At 48.1% G+C, this 18748-nt stretch carries 16 protein-coding genes; 10 read left to right on the top strand and 6 right to left on the bottom strand.

All coding sequences use genetic code 11. The features are described 5' to 3' along the window. Positions 1 to 42 precede the first annotated feature (42 nt). The 6 genes from flgA (at position 43) to CSW98_RS09305 (ending at position 6088) form a co-directional block, all read left to right on the top strand. A complete protein-coding gene (gene flgA, locus CSW98_RS09330) occupies positions 43 to 828 on the top strand; it encodes a flagellar basal body P-ring formation chaperone FlgA (protein WP_100800215.1) in 786 nt (261 codons plus the stop codon). Positions 829 to 913: 85 nt separating this feature from the next. Next, the gene (locus tag CSW98_RS09325; RefSeq protein ID WP_100800214.1) at positions 914 to 1195 is read left to right on the top strand and encodes a flagellar biosynthesis anti-sigma factor FlgM; all 282 of its coding nucleotides are present in this window, start codon (positions 914 to 916) and stop codon (positions 1193 to 1195) included. An 11-nt stretch (positions 1196 to 1206) separates the two neighbouring features. Then, positions 1207 to 1659: a flagellar export chaperone FlgN gene (flgN, locus tag CSW98_RS09320; RefSeq protein WP_100800213.1), complete on the top strand. Its 453-nt coding sequence runs from the start codon at positions 1207 to 1209 to the stop codon at positions 1657 to 1659. Between the two features lie 59 nt (positions 1660 to 1718). Then, on the top strand, positions 1719 to 2432 hold the full coding sequence (locus CSW98_RS09315) for a lytic transglycosylase domain-containing protein (RefSeq protein WP_157810374.1): 714 nt from the start codon (positions 1719 to 1721) through the stop codon (positions 2430 to 2432). Between the two features lie 394 nt (positions 2433 to 2826). Then, on the top strand, positions 2827 to 4824 hold the full coding sequence (locus tag CSW98_RS09310) for a methyl-accepting chemotaxis protein (protein ID WP_100800211.1): 1998 nt from the start codon (positions 2827 to 2829) through the stop codon (positions 4822 to 4824). A gap of 13 nt (positions 4825 to 4837) precedes the next feature. Next, positions 4838 to 6088 carry an ABC transporter substrate-binding protein gene (locus CSW98_RS09305; protein ID WP_100800210.1) on the top strand — a complete coding sequence of 417 codons (1251 nt, stop codon included), beginning with the start codon at positions 4838 to 4840 and terminating at the stop codon, positions 6086 to 6088. A gap of 108 nt (positions 6089 to 6196) precedes the next feature. Here CSW98_RS09305 and queE read toward each other — a convergent pair whose 3' ends face one another. The 3 genes from queE to CSW98_RS09290 all read right to left on the bottom strand — a co-directional run bounded on the left by queE (position 6197) and on the right by CSW98_RS09290 (position 9336). Beyond that, positions 6197 to 6892, bottom strand: coding sequence for a 7-carboxy-7-deazaguanine synthase QueE (queE, locus tag CSW98_RS09300; RefSeq protein ID WP_100800209.1), 696 nt, complete (start codon positions 6890 to 6892; stop codon positions 6197 to 6199). Then, a complete protein-coding gene (locus tag CSW98_RS09295; protein ID WP_100800208.1) occupies positions 6889 to 7245 on the bottom strand; it encodes a 6-pyruvoyl trahydropterin synthase family protein in 357 nt (118 codons plus the stop codon). The genes queE and CSW98_RS09295 overlap by 4 nt, the downstream gene beginning before the upstream one ends. Positions 7246 to 7401: 156 nt before the next feature. Continuing rightward, positions 7402 to 9336 (bottom strand): methyl-accepting chemotaxis protein, encoded by a 1935-nt coding sequence (locus tag CSW98_RS09290; protein ID WP_100800207.1) that lies wholly within the window; start codon positions 9334 to 9336, stop codon positions 7402 to 7404. Between the two features lie 341 nt (positions 9337 to 9677). Between CSW98_RS09290 and nifJ the strand changes: the two genes are divergently transcribed. The 4 genes from nifJ to nqrM all read left to right on the top strand — a co-directional run bounded on the left by nifJ (position 9678) and on the right by nqrM (position 14343). After that, entirely contained in the window at positions 9678 to 13259 is a 3582-nt protein-coding gene (gene nifJ, locus CSW98_RS09285; RefSeq protein ID WP_232733504.1) for a pyruvate:ferredoxin (flavodoxin) oxidoreductase, read from the top strand. 107 nt (positions 13260 to 13366) lie between these two features. Then, positions 13367 to 13657: a DUF134 domain-containing protein gene (locus CSW98_RS09280; RefSeq protein WP_100800206.1), complete on the top strand. Its 291-nt coding sequence runs from the start codon at positions 13367 to 13369 to the stop codon at positions 13655 to 13657. Next, positions 13654 to 14121 carry a NifB/NifX family molybdenum-iron cluster-binding protein gene (locus CSW98_RS09275; RefSeq protein ID WP_100800205.1) on the top strand — a complete coding sequence of 156 codons (468 nt, stop codon included), beginning with the start codon at positions 13654 to 13656 and terminating at the stop codon, positions 14119 to 14121. Before CSW98_RS09280 ends, CSW98_RS09275 begins: the two co-directional genes overlap by 4 nt. 12 nt (positions 14122 to 14133) lie before the next feature. Further along, positions 14134 to 14343, top strand: a complete 210-nt coding sequence (gene nqrM / locus CSW98_RS09270) for a (Na+)-NQR maturation NqrM (RefSeq protein ID WP_100800204.1) — start codon at positions 14134 to 14136, stop codon at positions 14341 to 14343. Between the two features lie 86 nt (positions 14344 to 14429). On the opposite strand, the gene CSW98_RS09265 is transcribed toward nqrM, so the two are convergent. The 3 genes from CSW98_RS09265 to guaB all read right to left on the bottom strand — a co-directional run bounded on the left by CSW98_RS09265 (position 14430) and on the right by guaB (position 18676). Further along, positions 14430 to 15038, bottom strand: coding sequence for an acetate uptake transporter (locus tag CSW98_RS09265; protein WP_100800203.1), 609 nt, complete (start codon positions 15036 to 15038; stop codon positions 14430 to 14432). A gap of 405 nt (positions 15039 to 15443) precedes the next feature. Beyond that, on the bottom strand, positions 15444 to 17021 hold the full coding sequence (guaA, locus tag CSW98_RS09260; protein ID WP_100800202.1) for a glutamine-hydrolyzing GMP synthase: 1578 nt from the start codon (positions 17019 to 17021) through the stop codon (positions 15444 to 15446). A gap of 191 nt (positions 17022 to 17212) precedes the next feature. Beyond that, entirely contained in the window at positions 17213 to 18676 is a 1464-nt protein-coding gene (gene guaB / locus CSW98_RS09255; protein WP_100800201.1) for an IMP dehydrogenase, read from the bottom strand. Positions 18677 to 18748 lie beyond the last annotated feature (72 nt).

Genomic DNA, 18748 nt, shown 5'->3' with positions numbered 1-18748 from the left:
GTAAAACAAAATACGTGCCAACATATTAGTTATTATTTATCAATGAATTACATATATATACGGAAGAAAAACTTCCGCTCATCGGAAGCAATACGGAAAAGCAGGAAACCGGAGATAGTTCAGGCGATACTGACAATCCTTCTTCTGGTCACCACGATGACCAAAGTCAATGCATCAGGAGAGCGTCAACTGGAAAACATATCGGAACGAGCTGTACAGCAAGAGATAGCCGATTATGCCCGCTTACATAACTGGAAAAATTACACTCCCCGGATAACACCCCGTGTTCCTCCGTCTGCAGCCTATCTTCCTCCATGCCCCCCAGACAGCCTGCATATCGCGGCTCTTGATTACAACCAAGAACCAATCGGTAATCTAAAACGCCAACTCAGTTGCAACATACCCGGGCAAGAGTGGAAAATCAGTATCCGGGTAAAAGTAGAGATAGAACTTCCTGTTGTTATTGCAGCATCCACGATTAGTCGGGGAACAATGATCACTGCCGATATGCTAAAACTCGAATCCATAACTTTTCTTCAGCCTAAAGATTTTGTTACTGATTTCAGTCCATTACTTGAAAAAACGGCCAAACGACGTATCCGAAGTGGACAGATTGTCAGCCCGTCCAACCTAGAGCAGAAATGGTTAGTAAAAGAAGGGGATGACGTTGTGATTATCGCCAGCAAAGATGGAATTCAGGCTACAACCAAAGGAATAGCGCTGGAAAGCGGAACTGAAAAGCAACAGATTAATGTCAAAAATACCGGCTCAGGAAAGATTATCCGTGCAACAGTAACTGCCCGTGGGAAAGTGAAAACCATGTTCTAAAACTATTTAGCGGTAAAAAGTATTTAACTTCCCATGAATAGCGGCCGCTCTTACTAGGCAAGAGAATTATATTCAGGAGCCTTCCATGAAAATCGACAAAGTTGTCAGCACGGCGATCCCAGCTTCACAACTCAATCAGCCAACTCAGTATCAGGCTGAAACAAAAATAACATCGGCTACAGTCCGTCCAGAAATCACTATCAATAAAGAGTTTATTGTTCAGGCTAATACTCAGCTGGAACAACTTTCAGATATCGATATGGATAAAGTTGCTGCGGTAAAAAGTGCTCTGGAGCGTGGTGAATTATCACTGGATATTCAGGCTCTATCCGCTGCAGTAATGCGCTTTCACACAGGACACGAGTAACCGAAACTGCGATGGCAACTTCACCCAGCAAAGTAGATGTTCTCAAAGAAATAATCAGAGGCATCCAGCATGATCTGACTCTTTATGATGCACTGTACAGGCTATTGCTAAAACAGCAGCACTGCTATCTGTCATTCGATGACAGCTCAATGCAGGAAATCACAGAAAAACTGCATCCGATGATAGATACGCTACATAAAAACGCAAAACACAGAACAGCACTACTGGGGTACTTAGGGCTGAAACAAAGCAAAGAGGGGATGAAAAAGCTCATCAATACTCTGCCCGGCAATTTAAAAATTCAGACCGCAACCCAGTGGAAGGAGCTGGAAGTCATGGTTCAGTCCTGTCATCAACAAAATCAACTTAATGGGCAGCTTTCAGTTTCTTACCGGGAAATGCTGCGTCTGTTTGGCCACGAAAATGCAAATGACTACGCATCGACAAAATTGATGGAGTTATAATGTTTTTATTTACCAAGAAATTTCACAGGCTTTTTACCCCCATATTACTTAGCACATTATTGAGTTTGTTTTTTTCGCTTTGTGCTACAGCGAAAGAAGCAGGGAGCGTTTCTTTCCAGGATAATCCAGAATATAGACAACTGGCTAAGTTTACGACTCTGATAAATCAACAATTCGAGCATTCCCGCTCTATTGTTCAGTATATTCTTGCCGAACTGGAAACCCGTGAACTTCCGATAAGTCTTGCGCTAATCCCTATGATAGAGTCTTCTTTTCAGCCGGATGCTGTATCAGAAGACGATGCAGCCGGATTATGGCAACTGATGCCACAGACAGCAAAACAGTATGGCTTGACGGTCAGTAAAGCTATTGATGAACGCTTTAACCTATATAAAAGTACAACCGCAGCTCTGAATTACCTGGCTTTTCTGTATCAAAAATTTGATAAAAACCTGTCACTGACCCTTGCCGCTTATAATGCCGGAGAAAACCGGGTACAGAAAAATCTGGAAAAAAACAAATATTTTGCAGAACTACCGCTTCCTGATGAAACAATTCAATATGTTTATCGTTTCCATGCCTTACAACAAATCGTGGATCTTAGTCGCTATTCTGCCAGTAAAACCGGGCTGTCTCCGGTTATCCGACTGACATCAACGGCAGATCAACCGATTATTCCATTAAAAGGTAACGACATCATGTTTCTGAAAAACCTGTTCGAAACACGTACATTCATTAATATGGCCAAGATTCAGCCAGTTATTATCCGATAACGTTCAAAGCCCCGATATGACACGTCCTCCATTCCTATTCACTAACGGGAATGGAGTCTGACGAAACACAGCCACACAAACATTCAAATAATTTGAACCGCAGGGGCTGAGATTTCAGTGTCGGTTTAACAAACAATATCCGATTAAGATTTCACCTCAGTGAGATCTCGTTCTTATTTTTTACTGCTTAAGGATTCGCTTAACTTGTATTTATGCCGCAGGATTAGGTATAACTCTCGCAAAACTATAAAAAATAAAACGTCAGCAGGACAAGTCATACAAATCTCTCCTATAGTTCTATTAGTCTTTTTCTGATCATTACGTCTGGAAAAGGGTTAATAGCCGGACTTTTGCTGTCGCTATATTTGCACACATCACTACGGGAATCCCTCATATGCAACTGACCGTAATAAATCGAACCATACTTGGTTTCGCCCTGATAATACTTCTGATGACAGTGATCACCGCAGCCAGCGGCATCGCACAAAATAAGTCGAATGATGCTTATAATGTCACCACCCAATCACTGATCCCTATCGTACAGAACAGCTATGAACTGGCGGTTATTGCCCAGAATGCCAACAAAGCCGTCACCCAGTACACCAATGCCACTGAGCCTCAGCAGCAACAGGCATTACGCAGTGAATTCGGGCAGTCGGTACAACAGTATGAAGAACGGAAAAATACGCTGGAAAAACAACTTGGCACCTATCCGGCTCTGCTGGTTAAACTGGAAGCTGCTGACAAATTGATCCAGCAGGCCTTTGCTGAAGAAAAAGCTCTGCTGGACATTCAGGATGAACTGCTGCAGGTCCGGATGCAGTCCCGGAATGAAATTCAGAATAATACCGCCCGCTGGATCACATTCAATGATGCTATCGGTGCTTCATTACAGATGGCACAAAATCAGAGTCTGCTGACCAAAATCGCCGTCAGCGCCATCGCCGATTCCCTGACGCTGGGCGAAACCGCCCTGAGCGGCGTCGGTAATATCGATAATCTGGCCCAGTTGGCTCAGTTACAAAAAAATCTGTCCAAACAGATACAGAAAACCACAGAACGTATGGAAAAACTGAAGCTGATGTCGTCCGGCGTTTATAACAAGCTGCAAACTTTTTCCCAGTTTTTGGACTACGCGGTGAATAATCCGTCCGGTTACCTGCCGCTGCGCATCAAATTGATCGAATCCGGTCAGCATATCAATGAGAGCTTGCATACAACCGCACAGTTTATCAACTCAGGCATCAGCGAGCTCAGCGCCCTGTCTTCAGAGATCGACATCCTTGTACAACAGACCACATCTCAGGTCAGCGAAACCTCCCGAAACTCACTGATCACTATTATTGCCCTGTACGCCGCGGCTATCGTACTGAGCCTGATCATAGTGTATGGCCAGATCCGCAGCATCCGGGTGCCGCTGAAACTGATCACCTCAGCACTGCATGAAATCAGTCAGGGCGATCTGACCCATAAACTGGCGGTGAAAAATCGTGACGAATTCGGCACCATCGCACAGGGGGTTAACAATCTCCTTGAACGTCTGGGCAGTATCCTTGGCGATATCCAGACCACTTCCGGCACACTGGCCAGCTCCACCACCGAAGCCAGCCGTTCAACACAGCAGTCCAACGACATGCTCAGCCGGCAGAAAGAGCAGACCGTACTGGTTGCGACTGCCGTGACCGAAATGGAATCGGCTTCTGCGGAGGTAATGAACAGCGCAGAACGTTCTCTGGCTGATATTCTGGACATCAAAGGGCTGGCAGAAGTCGGTAAAGACACCATGGACAGAAGTATCCGCTCGATTGCGACACTGGACGAAGATGTCCGTAAAGCCGCCAGCACCATCAATAATATGAAACAGGAATCGGAAAATATCGGCAATATTCTGGCCGTAATTACCGGCATCGCTGAACAGACGAACCTGCTGGCACTGAACGCCGCCATCGAAGCCGCACGCGCAGGTGAACACGGCCGCGGATTTGCCGTTGTTGCTGATGAAGTCCGTAATCTGGCCACCAAAACACAGCAGTCTACGGAAGAAATCTATGCCATGATCGAATCATTGCAGCGAATTTCCGTCAATTCCGTACAAATTATGGAGAAAAACAGCCAGACAGCCGATTCTGTGGTTCAGGACTCCAACTCCGCAGAACAGTCCCTGCTGCAGATCATCAGTGCTATAGACTCCATTACTGAACAGGTCGAACAGATCACTCAGGCCGCAACCGAGCAGTCTAAAGTCGCTCAGGATGTCAGCCACAATATCGTGACAATCTCTGACGTTGCAGAGCAGGTGTATCAGATTTCGGAAAACAATACCCGTACTTTCGAATCGCTGCTGCTGCTGGCGAAAGAGCAGCAATCCAAAGCCGAACAGTTCAGAGTGTAAGGAGCACAAAAAGATGAAAAGCATAAACACGATCACCTTAGCCTGTTTATCCGCCTTAACCGTCAGTGCTGCTTCTTTCGCTAAAGACAGTGTAGAAGTACTGCACGGCTGGTCTTCAGGAGGGGAAGCTGCAGCACTGCAGGTACTGAAAGACAACCTCGATAATCAGGGGATTGGCTGGGAGGATCTCAGCGTTGCCGGTGCCGCCGGAGCCAACGCCCGGAACTATCTGCGGGTACGGGCTGCCTTTGGTAACCCGCCGACGGCCGTGGTAATGGGCGGCTACACCATCCGTAACTGGGCTCAGGAAGGCGTTATGGCGAATCTGGATGCAGTTGCGAAAAAAGAAGGCTGGGAAAATAAAGTACCACCAGCGCTGAAAGACTTTTCCAAGCATGACGGACACTGGGTTGCCTCCCCGGTCGGTATCCACCGCATCAACTGGATCTGGGCCAACAAGCGTATCTTCGATACCCTGGGTCTGGATGTACCAACCACCTTTCCGGAACTGATACAAACCGCCAGAACCATCCGGGCAGCCGGATATCTGCCGTTTGCAGCCGGGGGACAGGCATGGCAGGAAACCACCATATTCGACAGTGCCGTAGTCAGTGCCGGTGGCGTTGAACTGTATCAGAAAGCATTTGGTGATATGAATATCGCCGCCATAAAAAGTCCTGAAATGATCCAAGCCTTTAATCAGTTAGGAGAGTTTCGGACATGGCAGGATGAGGGATACACAGGCCGCGACTGGAACGTGGCAACGAAAATGGTCATCGACGGTAAAGCCGCTATGCAGGTTATGGGCGACTGGGCCAAAGGCGAATTCATCAATACGGGTAAAGTGCCGGATAAGGACTTCCTCTGCTTTGACTATCCGGGAACACAGGGCAGCTTTATCTTTAACGCTGACCAGTTCGGGATGTTTGCGGTCTCTCAAGACAAACAGAAAGCACAGCAGGCCATGGCAACCGCCATTATGCAGCCGGAATTCCAGATCGGTTTTAACAAGGTAAAAGGCTCGATTCCGCCAAATATGGATATCAGCCCGGAAGCCTTCGATGCCTGTGCACAGAAATCCATGCAGAGTCTGAAATCAGCCGTCGCCAATAACAAAGTGGTCGGCAGTATTGCCCATACCCATATGGTTCCGGCTGAGATCCAGACGGCCATCTACACGGTGGTCAATCACTATATGAACAGCGATATGTCCTCCTACGAGGCGGCACAGACACTGGGTGATGCGATTGAGTTTCTGAAATAGTTTCAGGTAAGGAAATAGTTTCACACTATTTCAGTCACAGGCGTTATTCCCCTTCCGTGCATGCGGAAGGGGAATTTTTTACTGTCGGTTATTACAGAAAATCAGGCATTATACGCCCTGAGCATTGCCCCACAGATAAACATGGAGCTGTGGCAGAACTGTAACGTTGTACCAGCCTTTTTCGATGACTTTATCCACCAGTTCACGCATATTAGCTGCCAATTGTCGCTGATCCGGCTCACCATTCAGATACGGATTACACGGCTGTAAATACAGAGGCAGGTGCGGATACGCTTGCTTCATCGCTTCAGCCCAAAGCAAATCCTCGTCCGAAGCCACCACAATTTTCATACTTTTCTGACTTTCTCCGGATGCGTTAAGGCAAGCCTCAAAACGCTCTGGACGAAAACGCATTTTGCTGGAAGGGGGCTTCGGACTGAAAGTGATCATATCCAGATCCGCAAACCAGGCTGCCGAAACACTTCCCTGCGTTTCCATCGCAAAACGGTAGCCTTTGGCTTTACCCAGGGAAATCAACTCCGACAGATCCTGAATCGCCGGGTTACCACCAGACAGTGTGATCAACAGGGGGGTTCCCTGACTCAGAGCTTCCACCTTCTCCATAATCTGCACAGACGTCATTTCCAGCCACTCTGCACGATAGGAACGATCTACGGCATGCAGCGTGTCACACCATTCACAGCGAAAATCACACCCGGCAGTACGGACAAAAACCGTCGGCACGCCAATAGCCGCCCCCTCCCCCTGAATGGTGGGACCGAATATCTCTGAGATCAGGATCATGGCCGGTACTCGGCCCAGGTTTTCGGTGTTTCAGAAACGGCAACGGCACAGGTTTCCGGCCAGAGAACCAGACACCAGTCATAAAAATGTTTTGCCAGACGTTCAGCGGTAACATGTTCATCACCCAGCACATCATTCAGATGGCGGTGATCAACATGGTCATCAATATAAGTTTTAAACGCCGAAAGATCGCGGTAATCACGCACAAAACCGGTAGCATTCAGCGTTTCGGAAGCCAGTTCGACAATGACTTCATAATTATGCCCGTGCAAACGAGTGCAAGGGTGATCATCCGGCAGCCCCATCAGCTGATGAGAAGCAGAAAATTGAAAAGATTTACGGATACGATACATAGTGCATTGTCCTTAAAGATAACATTAACAATGCAGCACAAAAAATCCCCGCCGGATCCGGCGGAAGATTGTGTTTTTAACCTGGTGCTACGACAGGGCTTCAAGAGCGGAGCGGAGTGTAGCACAACTGGTGTCCGTCCGTAAATCCGGGGAAAATTAAATCCCCCGGAACAGTCCTACCCGGCTACGCAAGTGACTCATTTCATTACCAATCGCTTCCGTTGCAGTACGGCTCTGCTCAAACAGACGAGCAGTTTGATCACTCTGAGCTCCGAGGGATTCCAGATGCTGATTAATCGCAGAGACCGCCGCATTCTGTACGCCGGCTCTTTCTGCGACCTGTTCGTTCATCGCAAACAGCTGGTTCAGGAATACATCCAGCTCCGCCACTTTTTCCGCGACCATCTTCTGTCCGTCCAGCGTGGTAAGGCTTTTATCACACGCAGTTTCAATGCGCTCAGTCACCTCTTTAGAGGCCGATCTCAGATGGTTGATGATGGTCTGAATTTCTCCGGTAGAATCGCTGGTACGCTGCGACAGAGTCCGTACTTCATCCGCCACCACCGCAAAGCCCCGGCCGTGCTCACCCGCACGAGCCGCTTCAATCGCGGCATTCAGCGCCAGCAGGTTAGTCTGTTCAGATATAGCGGTAATCACTTCCAATACCGAGAGAATTTTTTCGATATGAATATTCAGCTCATCCAGACTGGATTTACTGCTGATCATCTCATCACCCAGTTCTTTCAGATAAGCCAGACTGCTCTGCACCCCTTCATTGGCGTAATTCAGTTCCGTATTACCTTTATGGGACAGCTCTCCCGCCTGCAACGCCAGCTCCGTCATCAGACCGCTCTGCTCAGTAATATCTCGGGTCAGAACAAAAATCTGCTCAACCGAACGTCGCTCTTCATTTGAAGCCTGATGCAACTCATCGGCCTGTCGGTTCAGATCAACAATGGCACCATCCGTTGTCGATACAGCTTCATTCACTGTGGTAAGAGAATCTTTCAGCGTCACCAGTAAGGTATTGATCGAAGTCGCCAGTTTCCCTATTTCCGCTTTATCCGTGCTGTGAATGGTATGCGCCAAATCCAGATGTTTAGCCACCTCATTCACTTCCCCGCCAATCGCAAGAATCGGCTTACTTAATGAGGCAACAGCAAAATGCAGCACAAGCAGAGAAAGGCCGACAAAAATCAGGATAAATGTCCCCGTACTTAACAGTTGCTGATACACAGGAGCGGTGATCTGTTTTGCCGGTACTTCAACCATCAGGAAACGATCCAGCGTCGGTATCCATAAAGATCCCAGATAATAGGTCGCGCCACCGATCTCTTTCTGCACAATGCTCAGTTGTGATTTATCCGTAACCAGATCGAGAATATCCTCTTTCTGAATCACATCGATAAACGCATCCTCAGCCTTTGCCTGAATATCTCCCTGATCGGTAACCAGCATCGCCCGGCCATGCTCACCCAAATGCATTCTGGTGATCATATTCACCAACTTATCCACTTTCAGTCCCAGTCCGGCAACCACATAAGGTTTCTCCGTCTCTGGATTAACGGCCTGACTGCGATAGTTAATAAACATCACAAAGACACCGCCGAAGTTTTCCATATTCAGCTCATATTCTTTTCCGCTGGCAAGAAAATTCGTATAAAAGTCTTTAAACTCATAGTCTTTTAATAAGATTTGAGAGAATTCATTGCCATACTGGATATATTTCGTTCCCTCCGGAGACTCTACGGTATAAAAAGCAGAATCACTTCCCAGCTTTTCTTTTATGGATTGTAAATTCTTTTCGATAACCACTAACTGTGCTGTGTCTGTACGCTTGTCTACCCAGTGTTGAATAAACTGATCATTGGCCATCATCTGCGAAGAAGCAATCAGAGGTTTGATTTCAGAACTCACCTGAAATGCCATGCTTTTTAGGTGGTTAGGGAGAATATCTTCCTGTAGCTGTTGCAGTTCTGCCTGCATAGTGGTGAATGCCTGCCGACCGGCCAGAATCGTACTGCATATCACCAGCAACAATCCCAGCACGATAAACATCCTGCTGCGAATAGATAATTTTTGCCAACCCATGTTCTACATCCTTTCATTATATTTCTGCGTTTATTGTTATTAATATGGGGAAGTCATCATTATTTTTACGACCACATATCCGATGAGTTTAGTTGCATAGCAATAATTAATCCATTAAATATTATCAGAGCTGAGGTACCGGTTTCAGGCAACCTTTTTCATTCTCAACTATGATTAATAATGACTCCATGGCTTTGCTCTCGCGATAAGCCCAGACTCACGACCGTTCTGATGTATGCCAATAGAGCCACGACCGCACGAAAGATAAAACGCAAAAATATAACATTGCTGGGCGGCTGTTACATCAGGATGCACATGACTAACGTGAGCAAGGAGGATATATGCCTGTCCCCACAAATCATCACCCCGAATCCCTGACGACAACGACAGAGAAAACCGGCAGCCGGATCATGGACGGCAGTGAAGCTGCTGCCTCAGTGGCCTACCGCTGCAATGATATTATCGGTATCTATCCGATTACTCCGGCTTCCGTCATGGCCGAACTCTGCGATGAATGGAGTGCAGCCGGTAAACTGAATTTTCGCGGCACTGTACCGGAGATCTTCGAAATGCAGTCCGAAGGTGGGGCTGCAGGTTTACTGCATGGAGCCTTAACAGCCGGAGCTCTGGCCACTTCGTTTACCTCTTCACAAGGGCTGCTGCTGATGCTGCCGAACCTGTATAAGATTGCCGGTGAACTCACGCCATTTGTGCTGCACGTCGCCACACGAACAGTCGCCACTCATGCACTTTCCATCTTCTGTGAACATTCCGATGTCATGGCTACCCGTCAAACCGGTTTTGCCCTTCTGGCCGCAGGTTCAGTACAGCAGGCGCATGACTTTGCTCTGATAGCACAAGCCGCAACGCTGAAAAGCCGGGTGCCTTTTGTGCATTTCTTCGATGGCTTCCGCACCTCACATGAAATTAATCATGTTCAGGTTCTTCCGGATGAGATACTACGCAGCATGCTCAGCGCACAGGAAATCAGTAAAAACTATCAGCGCAGGCTGACACCGGATGCGCCGACCCTGCGGGGCTCTTCGCAAAACCCGGATACCTATTTTCAGGCCAGAGAAGCCATCAATACGTTTTATGATGCCTGTCCCGATAAGGTCGAAGAGGTAATGACGCATTTTGCAATGCTGACCGGCCGTCATTACAAGCCATTTGAATACTATGGTGTTGATGATGCCACCGACCTGATAGTAGTGATGGGTTCTGCCACCAGTACTGCCAAAACTGCCGTCGATGCCCTGAACCGCTACGGCCGCAAAACCGGCCTGCTCAGCGTTAACCTGTACCGGCCTTTCTCCGTTAGTCATTGTCTGCGGGAAATTCCGGCCGGAATCACCCGTATTGCAGTGCTGGATCGCACCAAAGAAGCGGGAGCAACCGGTGAACCTCTGTATCTGGATATGGTTTCAGCCATCAATCAAGGCTGGGAAGAACGCCACCATACACCTCTGCCACAGATAGCCGGCGGACGCTATGGTCTGTCGGCAAAAGAGTTTACTCCCAAGCATGCTGAAGCAGTCTTTGTCCAAATGCAGGAAGGTCACCTGCGGCATAACTTTACTGTAGGCATCATTGATGACGTCACCCAGCTGTCTGTACCTATGCCGGAAGAATCCGTTATCACCGATCAGATAAAACTGAGCGCCATGTTTTTCGGACTGGGCTCAGACGGAACCGTGGGTGCCAATAAGAATACCATCAAAATCATCGGAGAAAACAGCCCGTTATATGGTCAGGGCTACTTCCTGTACGATTCAAAAAAATCCGGCGCGATGACCACCTCCCATCTGCGCTTCGATAACCATCCTATCGACGAACCCTATCTGATAGAACAGGCTGATTTTATCGGCTGTCATCAGTTCGCCCTGCTACATCAGAATGATGTGCTGCAACACGCCAAGTCCGGAGCAACCCTGTTGTTTAACAGCCCGTACGGAAACGAGGAAATCTGGCACCATCTGAGTTATCAGGATCAACAGCAGATCATCGATAAGCAACTGACCGTTTACACCATAGATGCAACCAAAGTGGCGAATGCGTGCGGTATCCGCGGGCGGATCAATAATATTATGCAGCGGGCATTTTTCCTGCTGACCGATATTATCGATAACGATCTGGCTCTGCAGGAACAGAAAAAAGCCGTATTCAACACCTATAACCGTAAAGGACAGGCAGTAGTAGATGCCAACTATGCCGCCATTGATGCCACTCCAGCGGCTCTGCAACGGGTTGTCATTACGCCGGACATCCGCTCCCCAGATACGGTGATGCCAGTCATATCCGGCAAAGCACCAGAGTTTGTCAAACGTGTCACCGCCCAACTGATGCAGCATAAGGGAGACTTACTTCCTGTCAGTGCTTTCCCGGTCGACGGAGTCTGGCCGACCGGCACCAGCTGCTGGGAAAAACGCAATATCGCCGCCTCAGTGCCGGTCTGGATTGAAGAGAACTGCACCCAGTGTAATATCTGCAGTCTGGTCTGCCCGCATTCAGCAATCCGCACCAAGGTGATTCATCATGAGCATAACCTGGATGACGCTCCGGCCTCCTTCAAAGCGGTGCCATACAAGGCCAGGGATTTCAAAGGAGAACGGTATACGCTGCAGGTATCCCCAGAAGACTGTACCGGTTGTCAGCTATGCGTAGAAATGTGCCCGCCGAATAAGAAAGACGATACCAGCCGTCATGCTCTGAGGATGGTAAACCGGACAGAGATCAACCACGAACAGAGTGATAACTTCCGCTATTTTGTTGACCTGCCGGAACTGGAACCCATCCAGATCGAACATATCGACGCCCGTACCAGTCAGTTGCTGGAGCCTTTATTTGAGTTCTCCGGTGCCTGTTCCGGCTGCGGGGAAACGCCTTATATCAAACTGCTGACCCAGCTATACGGTGACCATATGCTGGTCGCCAACGCTACTGGCTGCTCCTCCATCTATGGCGGTAACCTGCCAACCACTCCATACAGTAAGGATCCGCAAGGCCGGGGACCAGCATGGTCTAACTCGCTGTTTGAAGATAACGCCGAGTTCGGACTGGGTATGCGTATGGCCGTGGAAGCCGATCAGGCATACGCGACCAGTCTGCTGGAACACTATAAAGATACCCTGCCTCAGGAGCTGTATCAGGCAATCGTACACTTCTGCGGAGATTCTTCCGTTGAAGGCATTTCCGCCCAGCGCAAACTGATCACCCAACTGAAAGAGCTGTACGCCGAGGATCACCCGATGTACCGGCATGCCGATGCACTGATTGCCAAGAGCGTCTGGATCATTGGTGGCGACGGCTGGGCGTACGACATCGGTTACGGCGGACTCGATCATGTTCTTTCCTGTGGTAAAAACGTCAATATTCTGGTGCTGGATAACCAGGTATATGCCAATACCGGTGGCCAGCAGTCTAAAGCTACCCCAACCGGAGCCGTGGCCAAATTTGCCAGCAAGGGTAAAAAAATGGTCGGAAAAGATCTGGGGATCACATCGATGGTGAACGGTAATGCTTATGTCGCTACCGTCGCTCTGGGGGCAAATATGAACCAGACCATGAAAGCGATTCAGGAAGCCGAATCCTATCCGGGTCCGTCCATTATTATTGCTTATGCTTCCTGCATTGCCCACGGCATTGATATGGCCGAAGGCATTGAGCAACAGCGTCTGCTGATTGAATGCGGACTCTGGCCTCTGTACCGCTTCGACCCCCGCCTGAAAGAAGAAGGCAGACCAGCGCTGCAACTGGATTCCAAACCTCCGAAGCATGATGTGGAGGAATTCTCCGAACTGCAGAACCGCTTCTTCCAGCTTTCCACCCGGGATCATGACAGTTATGAGAATGTACTTGCTTCGCTTCGGGAACAGGTCAGCTATAAACAGTCTCTGCTGTCTCAGCTTGCTGAGTGGAAATAGACGTAAACCGGATATTAGTATATAAGACGGTTTATGATTTACCCCTTTAATTGGCATATGCCAATTAAAGGGGTATACTGACCCTTGAACTTACACCAGGAGAAACCATGGCCAGACCCAAAAAATGCCGGCGCATTTGTGGGCGACCAGCACACAGCTGCTTTAAACCCAATGGAATACCGCTTCGCCAGTTGACAAAAACTGAGATGCTCCCGGAGGAGTTCGAGGCAATCCGTCTTGCGGATTACAACAACCTGACCCAACAGGAAGCCGCTGATCAGATGGGAGTATCAAGGCAGACTTTCGGCAATATAGTCAGCAAAGCACGCTATAAACTGGCGGCCAGTCTGGTCGAAGGTAATGCCATTATGATTAAGAATGAGGAATCAGAAATATGATTTATGCCATACCACACAGCCGGGACGGCGTCGCCAGACATTTTATGAAAGCGAAAAAATTCAGCTTTCTCAGCGAAGACGGTGAAATCATCAAAACCATAGACAGTCCGGCAGCCGGAAATTCCACTTGCAGCGATAAGTCAAAAGCCATCAAACTGCTCAGAGAAATGCAGACGGATGTGGTTATCGTTCACAACATCGGTGAACGCTCGCTGGGTAAACTGCTGAATGCCGGGATCCGGGTTTTTCAGCTTGAAGACAACGCATCGGTAGCCGAAGCCATCAGAAGCCCGATGCAAGAACTGACCGACAGTAAACAGGCGCGGCCTTCTCCAAATCATGAGAAAAAAGGCGGTTCATGCTGCGGTTCACATGACCATGATCACCATAGTGCCCCCCGAATCGGCCTTCGGGCTATGACTGGCTCAGTGAATACGTTATCATCTTTTCGTCCGGTAAAATAACAGGCAATAGATATGACTATAGTTCTCATTACGTTCGGTGTTTTTCTTATCGTTATTCTGCTGATGGCGATCGGTGTGGTTCTGAATAAAAAGACCATTCAGGGCAGTTGTGGCGGGCTGAATAATGTTGGTGTCGAACGGGTGTGTAACTGTGAAGATACCTGTGAAGAGCACAAACTGTATCAGATTTCAGAGCCGGAAGAGCAGAAAAAAGAGCCGTAATTTTTCCTTCCGTTTCCGCTTGAAGAAGCATTAAAAAACCCCGGTATCGATGACCGGGGTTTTTGTTTGTTCAGTATCAGCAATAATTATGCGGTTGCCGCTGCAGCGGCCACTTCAGGCTGCTTAGTACGACTCAGACGAGGTTTACCAACCGGTAGAACTTCACGACCAAATTCGTTGTTCAGTACTGTTGCCAGAGCAAAGTAAACCGCACTTGCACCGCAGAAGATGCCTTCGAAACCAGCAATCATGCCGATAAATTCATTGTGCGTGAAGTCGCGGATAGCCAGCAGAGCAAACAGAATAGTCAATGAACCGAATACAACCTGCTTAGCCGTTGGGTACAGCAGAGAACCGACAAACATAAATCCGGTAAAGATACCCCACAGAGCCAGATACCAGCCCATAAACGGAGCCGGACTCGCAGGCAGACCCATTTTGGGCATCACAATCAGACCAACCAGTGTCAGCCAGAACAGACCGTAAGAAGTGAAGGCGGTAGTACCAAAAGTATCACCACGTTTGTAGCACATGATGCCAACGATAACCTGACCCAGACCGCCATAGAAAATACCCATAGCCAGGATCATTGAATCAAGCGGAAAAAATCCCGCATTGTGGATATTCAGAAGAATGGTAGTCATACCAAAGCCCATCAGGCCTAATGGTGCTGGATTTGCTAGTTTTGTCGACATCTCGGCATTGCCCTATTCAAATAAATGTATATTCAACTTATTGTAAAAAGTTGTGGGAAAATTTTAACGCGCGGATAATAGTCTATAAAATGGCCAGATTCAACAGATATCAGAAGGGAAAAAAATAAATATTTTTACGCCATTTAGACCACAGAGAACAAGGGAGAACAAGGGAGAACAAGGGAGAACCCCATTCTCCGGTCGGGTATTAGACAAGTAATAAAGAAAAAACATTACTCATCATCAAACATCTCATTAAATACACCTTCATAATTGCCACACGATGTATTTACGCTATCTTATAATAACTTAGACAATGTCTGCCAAAAACAAAAAAAGTCCGCAATTACGCGGACTTAAGTATGATTTAGTGCCTGTTAATGCCAGACCTTTCTTAAAGGAGGATTATTCCCACTCGATCGTTGCTGGTGGCTTACCGGAAATATCGTACACCACACGGGAGATGCCATCGACTTCGTTAATGATACGGTTGGAAACCTTACCCAGGAAGTCATACGACAGATGTGCCCAATGCGCTGTCATAAAGTCGATGGTTTCTACTGCACGCAGTGATACTACCCAGTCGTATTTACGGCCGTCACCCATGACGCCCACAGAGCGAACCGGCAGGAATACCGTAAATGCCTGAGAAACTTTGTTGTACAGATCAGCATGGTGCAATTCTTCAATAAAGATAGCATCAGCACGACGCAGCAGATCGCAGTACTCTTTCTTAACTTCGCCCAGAACACGCACACCCAGACCCGGACCAGGGAATGGATGACGGTATAACATGTTGTACGGCAGACCAAGCTCAAGACCGATCTTACGCACTTCATCTTTAAACAGTTCACGCAGCGGCTCAACCAGCCCCATTTGCATATCGTCAGGCAGACCACCTACGTTATGGTGAGATTTGATTACATGCGCTTTACCGGTTTTAGATGCTGCTGATTCGATAACATCAGGGTAGATAGTCCCTTGCGCCAGCCATTTTGCACTGGACAGTTTCTTCGACTCTTCATCAAAGATATTAATAAACTCATGACCGATGATCTTACGCTTCTTCTCTGGGTCGGCTTCACCTGCCAGCGCATTCATAAAGCGCTCTTCTGCATCCACCTTGATGATGTTCAGACCAAAATGGTCACCAAACATTTCCATCACCTGATCCGCTTCGTTCAGACGCAACAGACCGTTATCGACAAACACACAGGTCAGTTTGTCACCAACAGCACGCTGCACCAGCATAGCCACCACAGAGGAATCCACACCACCAGAAAGAGCCAGAATCACTTCGTCATCCCCGACTTTCTCTTTAATACGGGCAACCGCATCATCGATAATAGACTGAGACGTCCACAGCTTTTCACAACCACAGATATTCAGTACAAAATTTTCCAGCATACGCATACCCTGACGAGTGTGCGTGACTTCCGGATGGAACTGAACGCCGTAGAAACGTTTTTCTTCGTTCGCCATCGCAGCAAACGGACAGTTTTCGGTTTCGGCAACTTTCGTGAAATCAGACGGGATGGCCACCACTTTATCACCATGGCTCATCCAGACATCCAGAAGCGCATTGCCATCTTCAGCAACTGCATCTTCGATGTTTTTGAACAGTTCACACTCAGCAATCACTTCTACCTGAGCATAACCGAATTCGCGCTCATCAGAACCGGCCACTTTACCGCCCAGTTGCTCAGACATAGTCTGCATGCCGTAACAAACACCGAATACAGGCACACCGGCATTAAATACATATTCAGGCGCACGCGGAGAGTTCTCTTCCGTTACGCTTTCAGGGCCACCGGAAAGGATAATACCGTCGGGGTTGAATTCGCGGATATCCGCTTCTTCAACATCCCAGCTCCACAGTTCACAGTAAACGCCGATTTCACGAATACGACGGGCAATCAGTTGCGTGTACTGAGAGCCAAAATCCAGGATCAAAATACGCTGGTCATGAATATTTTTGGTCATTTTCTTTTCTCAAAATTGATTGAGTTATTCCGTCACCTGCTTACTGAGGTAACACCGGATATTCGTCATTCCTGAGAAGGCAGGAATCTCATTCAGAGCACCGGCGATTTTAAGCAGATCCCAGCCTTCGCTGGGGTGACGACAAATCTTTAGAGACCATTAAATATGGTCTCTTTAACGATTAGCTTTTACTAACCTAAACGGTAATTCGGTGCTTCTTTAGTGATCTGCACATCGTGTACGTGCGACTCTTTCATACCGGCACCAGAAATACGCACAAACTCAGCTTTGGTACGCATATCTTCGATCGTTGCAGAGCCAGTCAGCCCCATTGATGAACGCAACCCACCCATTTGCTGGTGAACGATCTCTTTCAGGCGGCCTTTATAAGCGATACGGCCTTCGATGCCTTCAGGAACCAATTTGTCGGCAGCGTTATCAGACTGGAAGTAACGGTCAGAAGACCCCTGAGACATCGCCCCCAGAGACCCCATACCACGGTAAGCTTTGTATGAACGACCCTGATACAGAATCACTTCACCCGGTGCTTCTTCAGTACCGGCGAACATAGAACCAACCATCACACAAGATGCACCGGCCACGATAGCTTTACAGATATCACCGGAGAAGCGGATACCGCCGTCGGCAATCACAGGAATATCGTATTGACCAGCCACTTCAGCCGCATCAGAAATAGCAGTGATTTGAGGAACACCAACACCGGTTACGATACGGGTAGTACAGATAGAGCCCGGGCCGATACCCACTTTAACCGCACTCACGCCCGCTTCAATCAGAGCCTTAGCACCCGCTCCGGTTGCCACGTTACCGCCGATAATATCCAGCTCAGGATACGCAGCACGCGTGTCACGGATACGCTGCAGAACACCTTCAGAGTGACCGTGAGAAGAATCGATCAACAGTACATCCACACCGGCTTCAACCAGCGCAGCAACACGCTCTTCGTTACCGGCACCGGCACCGACAGCCGCACCGACACGCAGACGACCCTGCTCATCTTTACAAGCGTTAGGTTTTTTCTCTGCTTTATGGAAATCTTTTGCGGTGATCATACCTTTCAGTTGGAAATCGTCATTCACAACCAGCACTTTCTCAACACGTGCTTCGTGCATTTTTTCCTGAACTTCGCTGCGAGGTGCGCCTTCTTTAACCGTTGCCAGACGCTCTTTCGGTGTCATCACTTTGTCTACCGTTTTGCTCAGATCTGTCACAAAACGGATATCACGACCGGTAATAATACCGACCAGCTCATTGTTATCCGTCACAACAGGATAACCGGCAAAACCGTTCTTTTCGGTCAGTTCCAGAACTTCTGCAATAGTATTGGTTGGCTTGACAGTAACAGGATGTGCAACAACACCTGCTTCAAAAATCTTAACCAGACGAACCTGTTTTGCCTGCTCTTCGATGGACATATTCTTGTGAATAAAGCCGATACCACCTTCCTGAGCCAGAGCAATTGCAAGGCGAGCTTCCGTTACCGTATCCATGGATGCAGAAATCATAGGGATATTCAGGGTAATATTTTTGGTCAGACGGGTGCGAAGATCCGCCGTATTAGGAAGAACTGTGGAATGTGCTGGGACTAGAAGAACGTCATCAAACGTTAGGGCTTCTTTTGCGATTCGTAGCATTGCAATATCTCTCAACAAAGGATTATAAAGAAAAAAATCCACCCCCGTCGTTTCGCATAACAAGGATGAATC

Origin of the sequence: Vibrio sp. HA2012, from assembly GCF_002812955.1 — a bacterium.
Lineage (GTDB): Bacteria > Pseudomonadota > Gammaproteobacteria > Enterobacterales > Vibrionaceae > Vibrio.
The sequence above is the reverse complement of the archived record's forward strand: the minus strand, read 5'-3'. Positions and strand labels throughout refer to the sequence as shown.

What these genes read in the sequence shown, in the direction of transcription:
- flgN (WP_100800213.1), top strand. Translation starts at nt 1,207, where the DNA reads ATGGCAACTTCACCCAGCAAAGTAGATGTTCTCAAAGAAATAATCAGA.
- CSW98_RS09265 (WP_100800203.1), bottom strand. Translation starts at nt 15,038, where the DNA reads ATGTCGACAAAACTAGCAAATCCAGCACCATTAGGCCTGATGGGCTTT.
- flgA (WP_100800215.1), top strand. Translation starts at nt 43, where the DNA reads ATGAATTACATATATATACGGAAGAAAAACTTCCGCTCATCGGAAGCA.
- CSW98_RS09290 (WP_100800207.1), bottom strand. Translation starts at nt 9,336, where the DNA reads ATGGGTTGGCAAAAATTATCTATTCGCAGCAGGATGTTTATCGTGCTG.
- CSW98_RS09295 (WP_100800208.1), bottom strand. Translation starts at nt 7,245, where the DNA reads ATGTATCGTATCCGTAAATCTTTTCAATTTTCTGCTTCTCATCAGCTG.
- CSW98_RS09275 (WP_100800205.1), top strand. Translation starts at nt 13,654, where the DNA reads ATGATTTATGCCATACCACACAGCCGGGACGGCGTCGCCAGACATTTT.
- guaB (WP_100800201.1), bottom strand. Translation starts at nt 18,676, where the DNA reads ATGCTACGAATCGCAAAAGAAGCCCTAACGTTTGATGACGTTCTTCTA.
- nifJ (WP_232733504.1), top strand. Translation starts at nt 9,678, where the DNA reads ATGCCTGTCCCCACAAATCATCACCCCGAATCCCTGACGACAACGACA.
- CSW98_RS09310 (WP_100800211.1), top strand. Translation starts at nt 2,827, where the DNA reads ATGCAACTGACCGTAATAAATCGAACCATACTTGGTTTCGCCCTGATA.
- guaA (WP_100800202.1), bottom strand. Translation starts at nt 17,021, where the DNA reads ATGACCAAAAATATTCATGACCAGCGTATTTTGATCCTGGATTTTGGC.
- CSW98_RS09305 (WP_100800210.1), top strand. Translation starts at nt 4,838, where the DNA reads ATGAAAAGCATAAACACGATCACCTTAGCCTGTTTATCCGCCTTAACC.
- nqrM (WP_100800204.1), top strand. Translation starts at nt 14,134, where the DNA reads ATGACTATAGTTCTCATTACGTTCGGTGTTTTTCTTATCGTTATTCTG.
- CSW98_RS09280 (WP_100800206.1), top strand. Translation starts at nt 13,367, where the DNA reads ATGGCCAGACCCAAAAAATGCCGGCGCATTTGTGGGCGACCAGCACAC.
- CSW98_RS09325 (WP_100800214.1), top strand. Translation starts at nt 914, where the DNA reads ATGAAAATCGACAAAGTTGTCAGCACGGCGATCCCAGCTTCACAACTC.
- queE (WP_100800209.1), bottom strand. Translation starts at nt 6,892, where the DNA reads ATGATCCTGATCTCAGAGATATTCGGTCCCACCATTCAGGGGGAGGGG.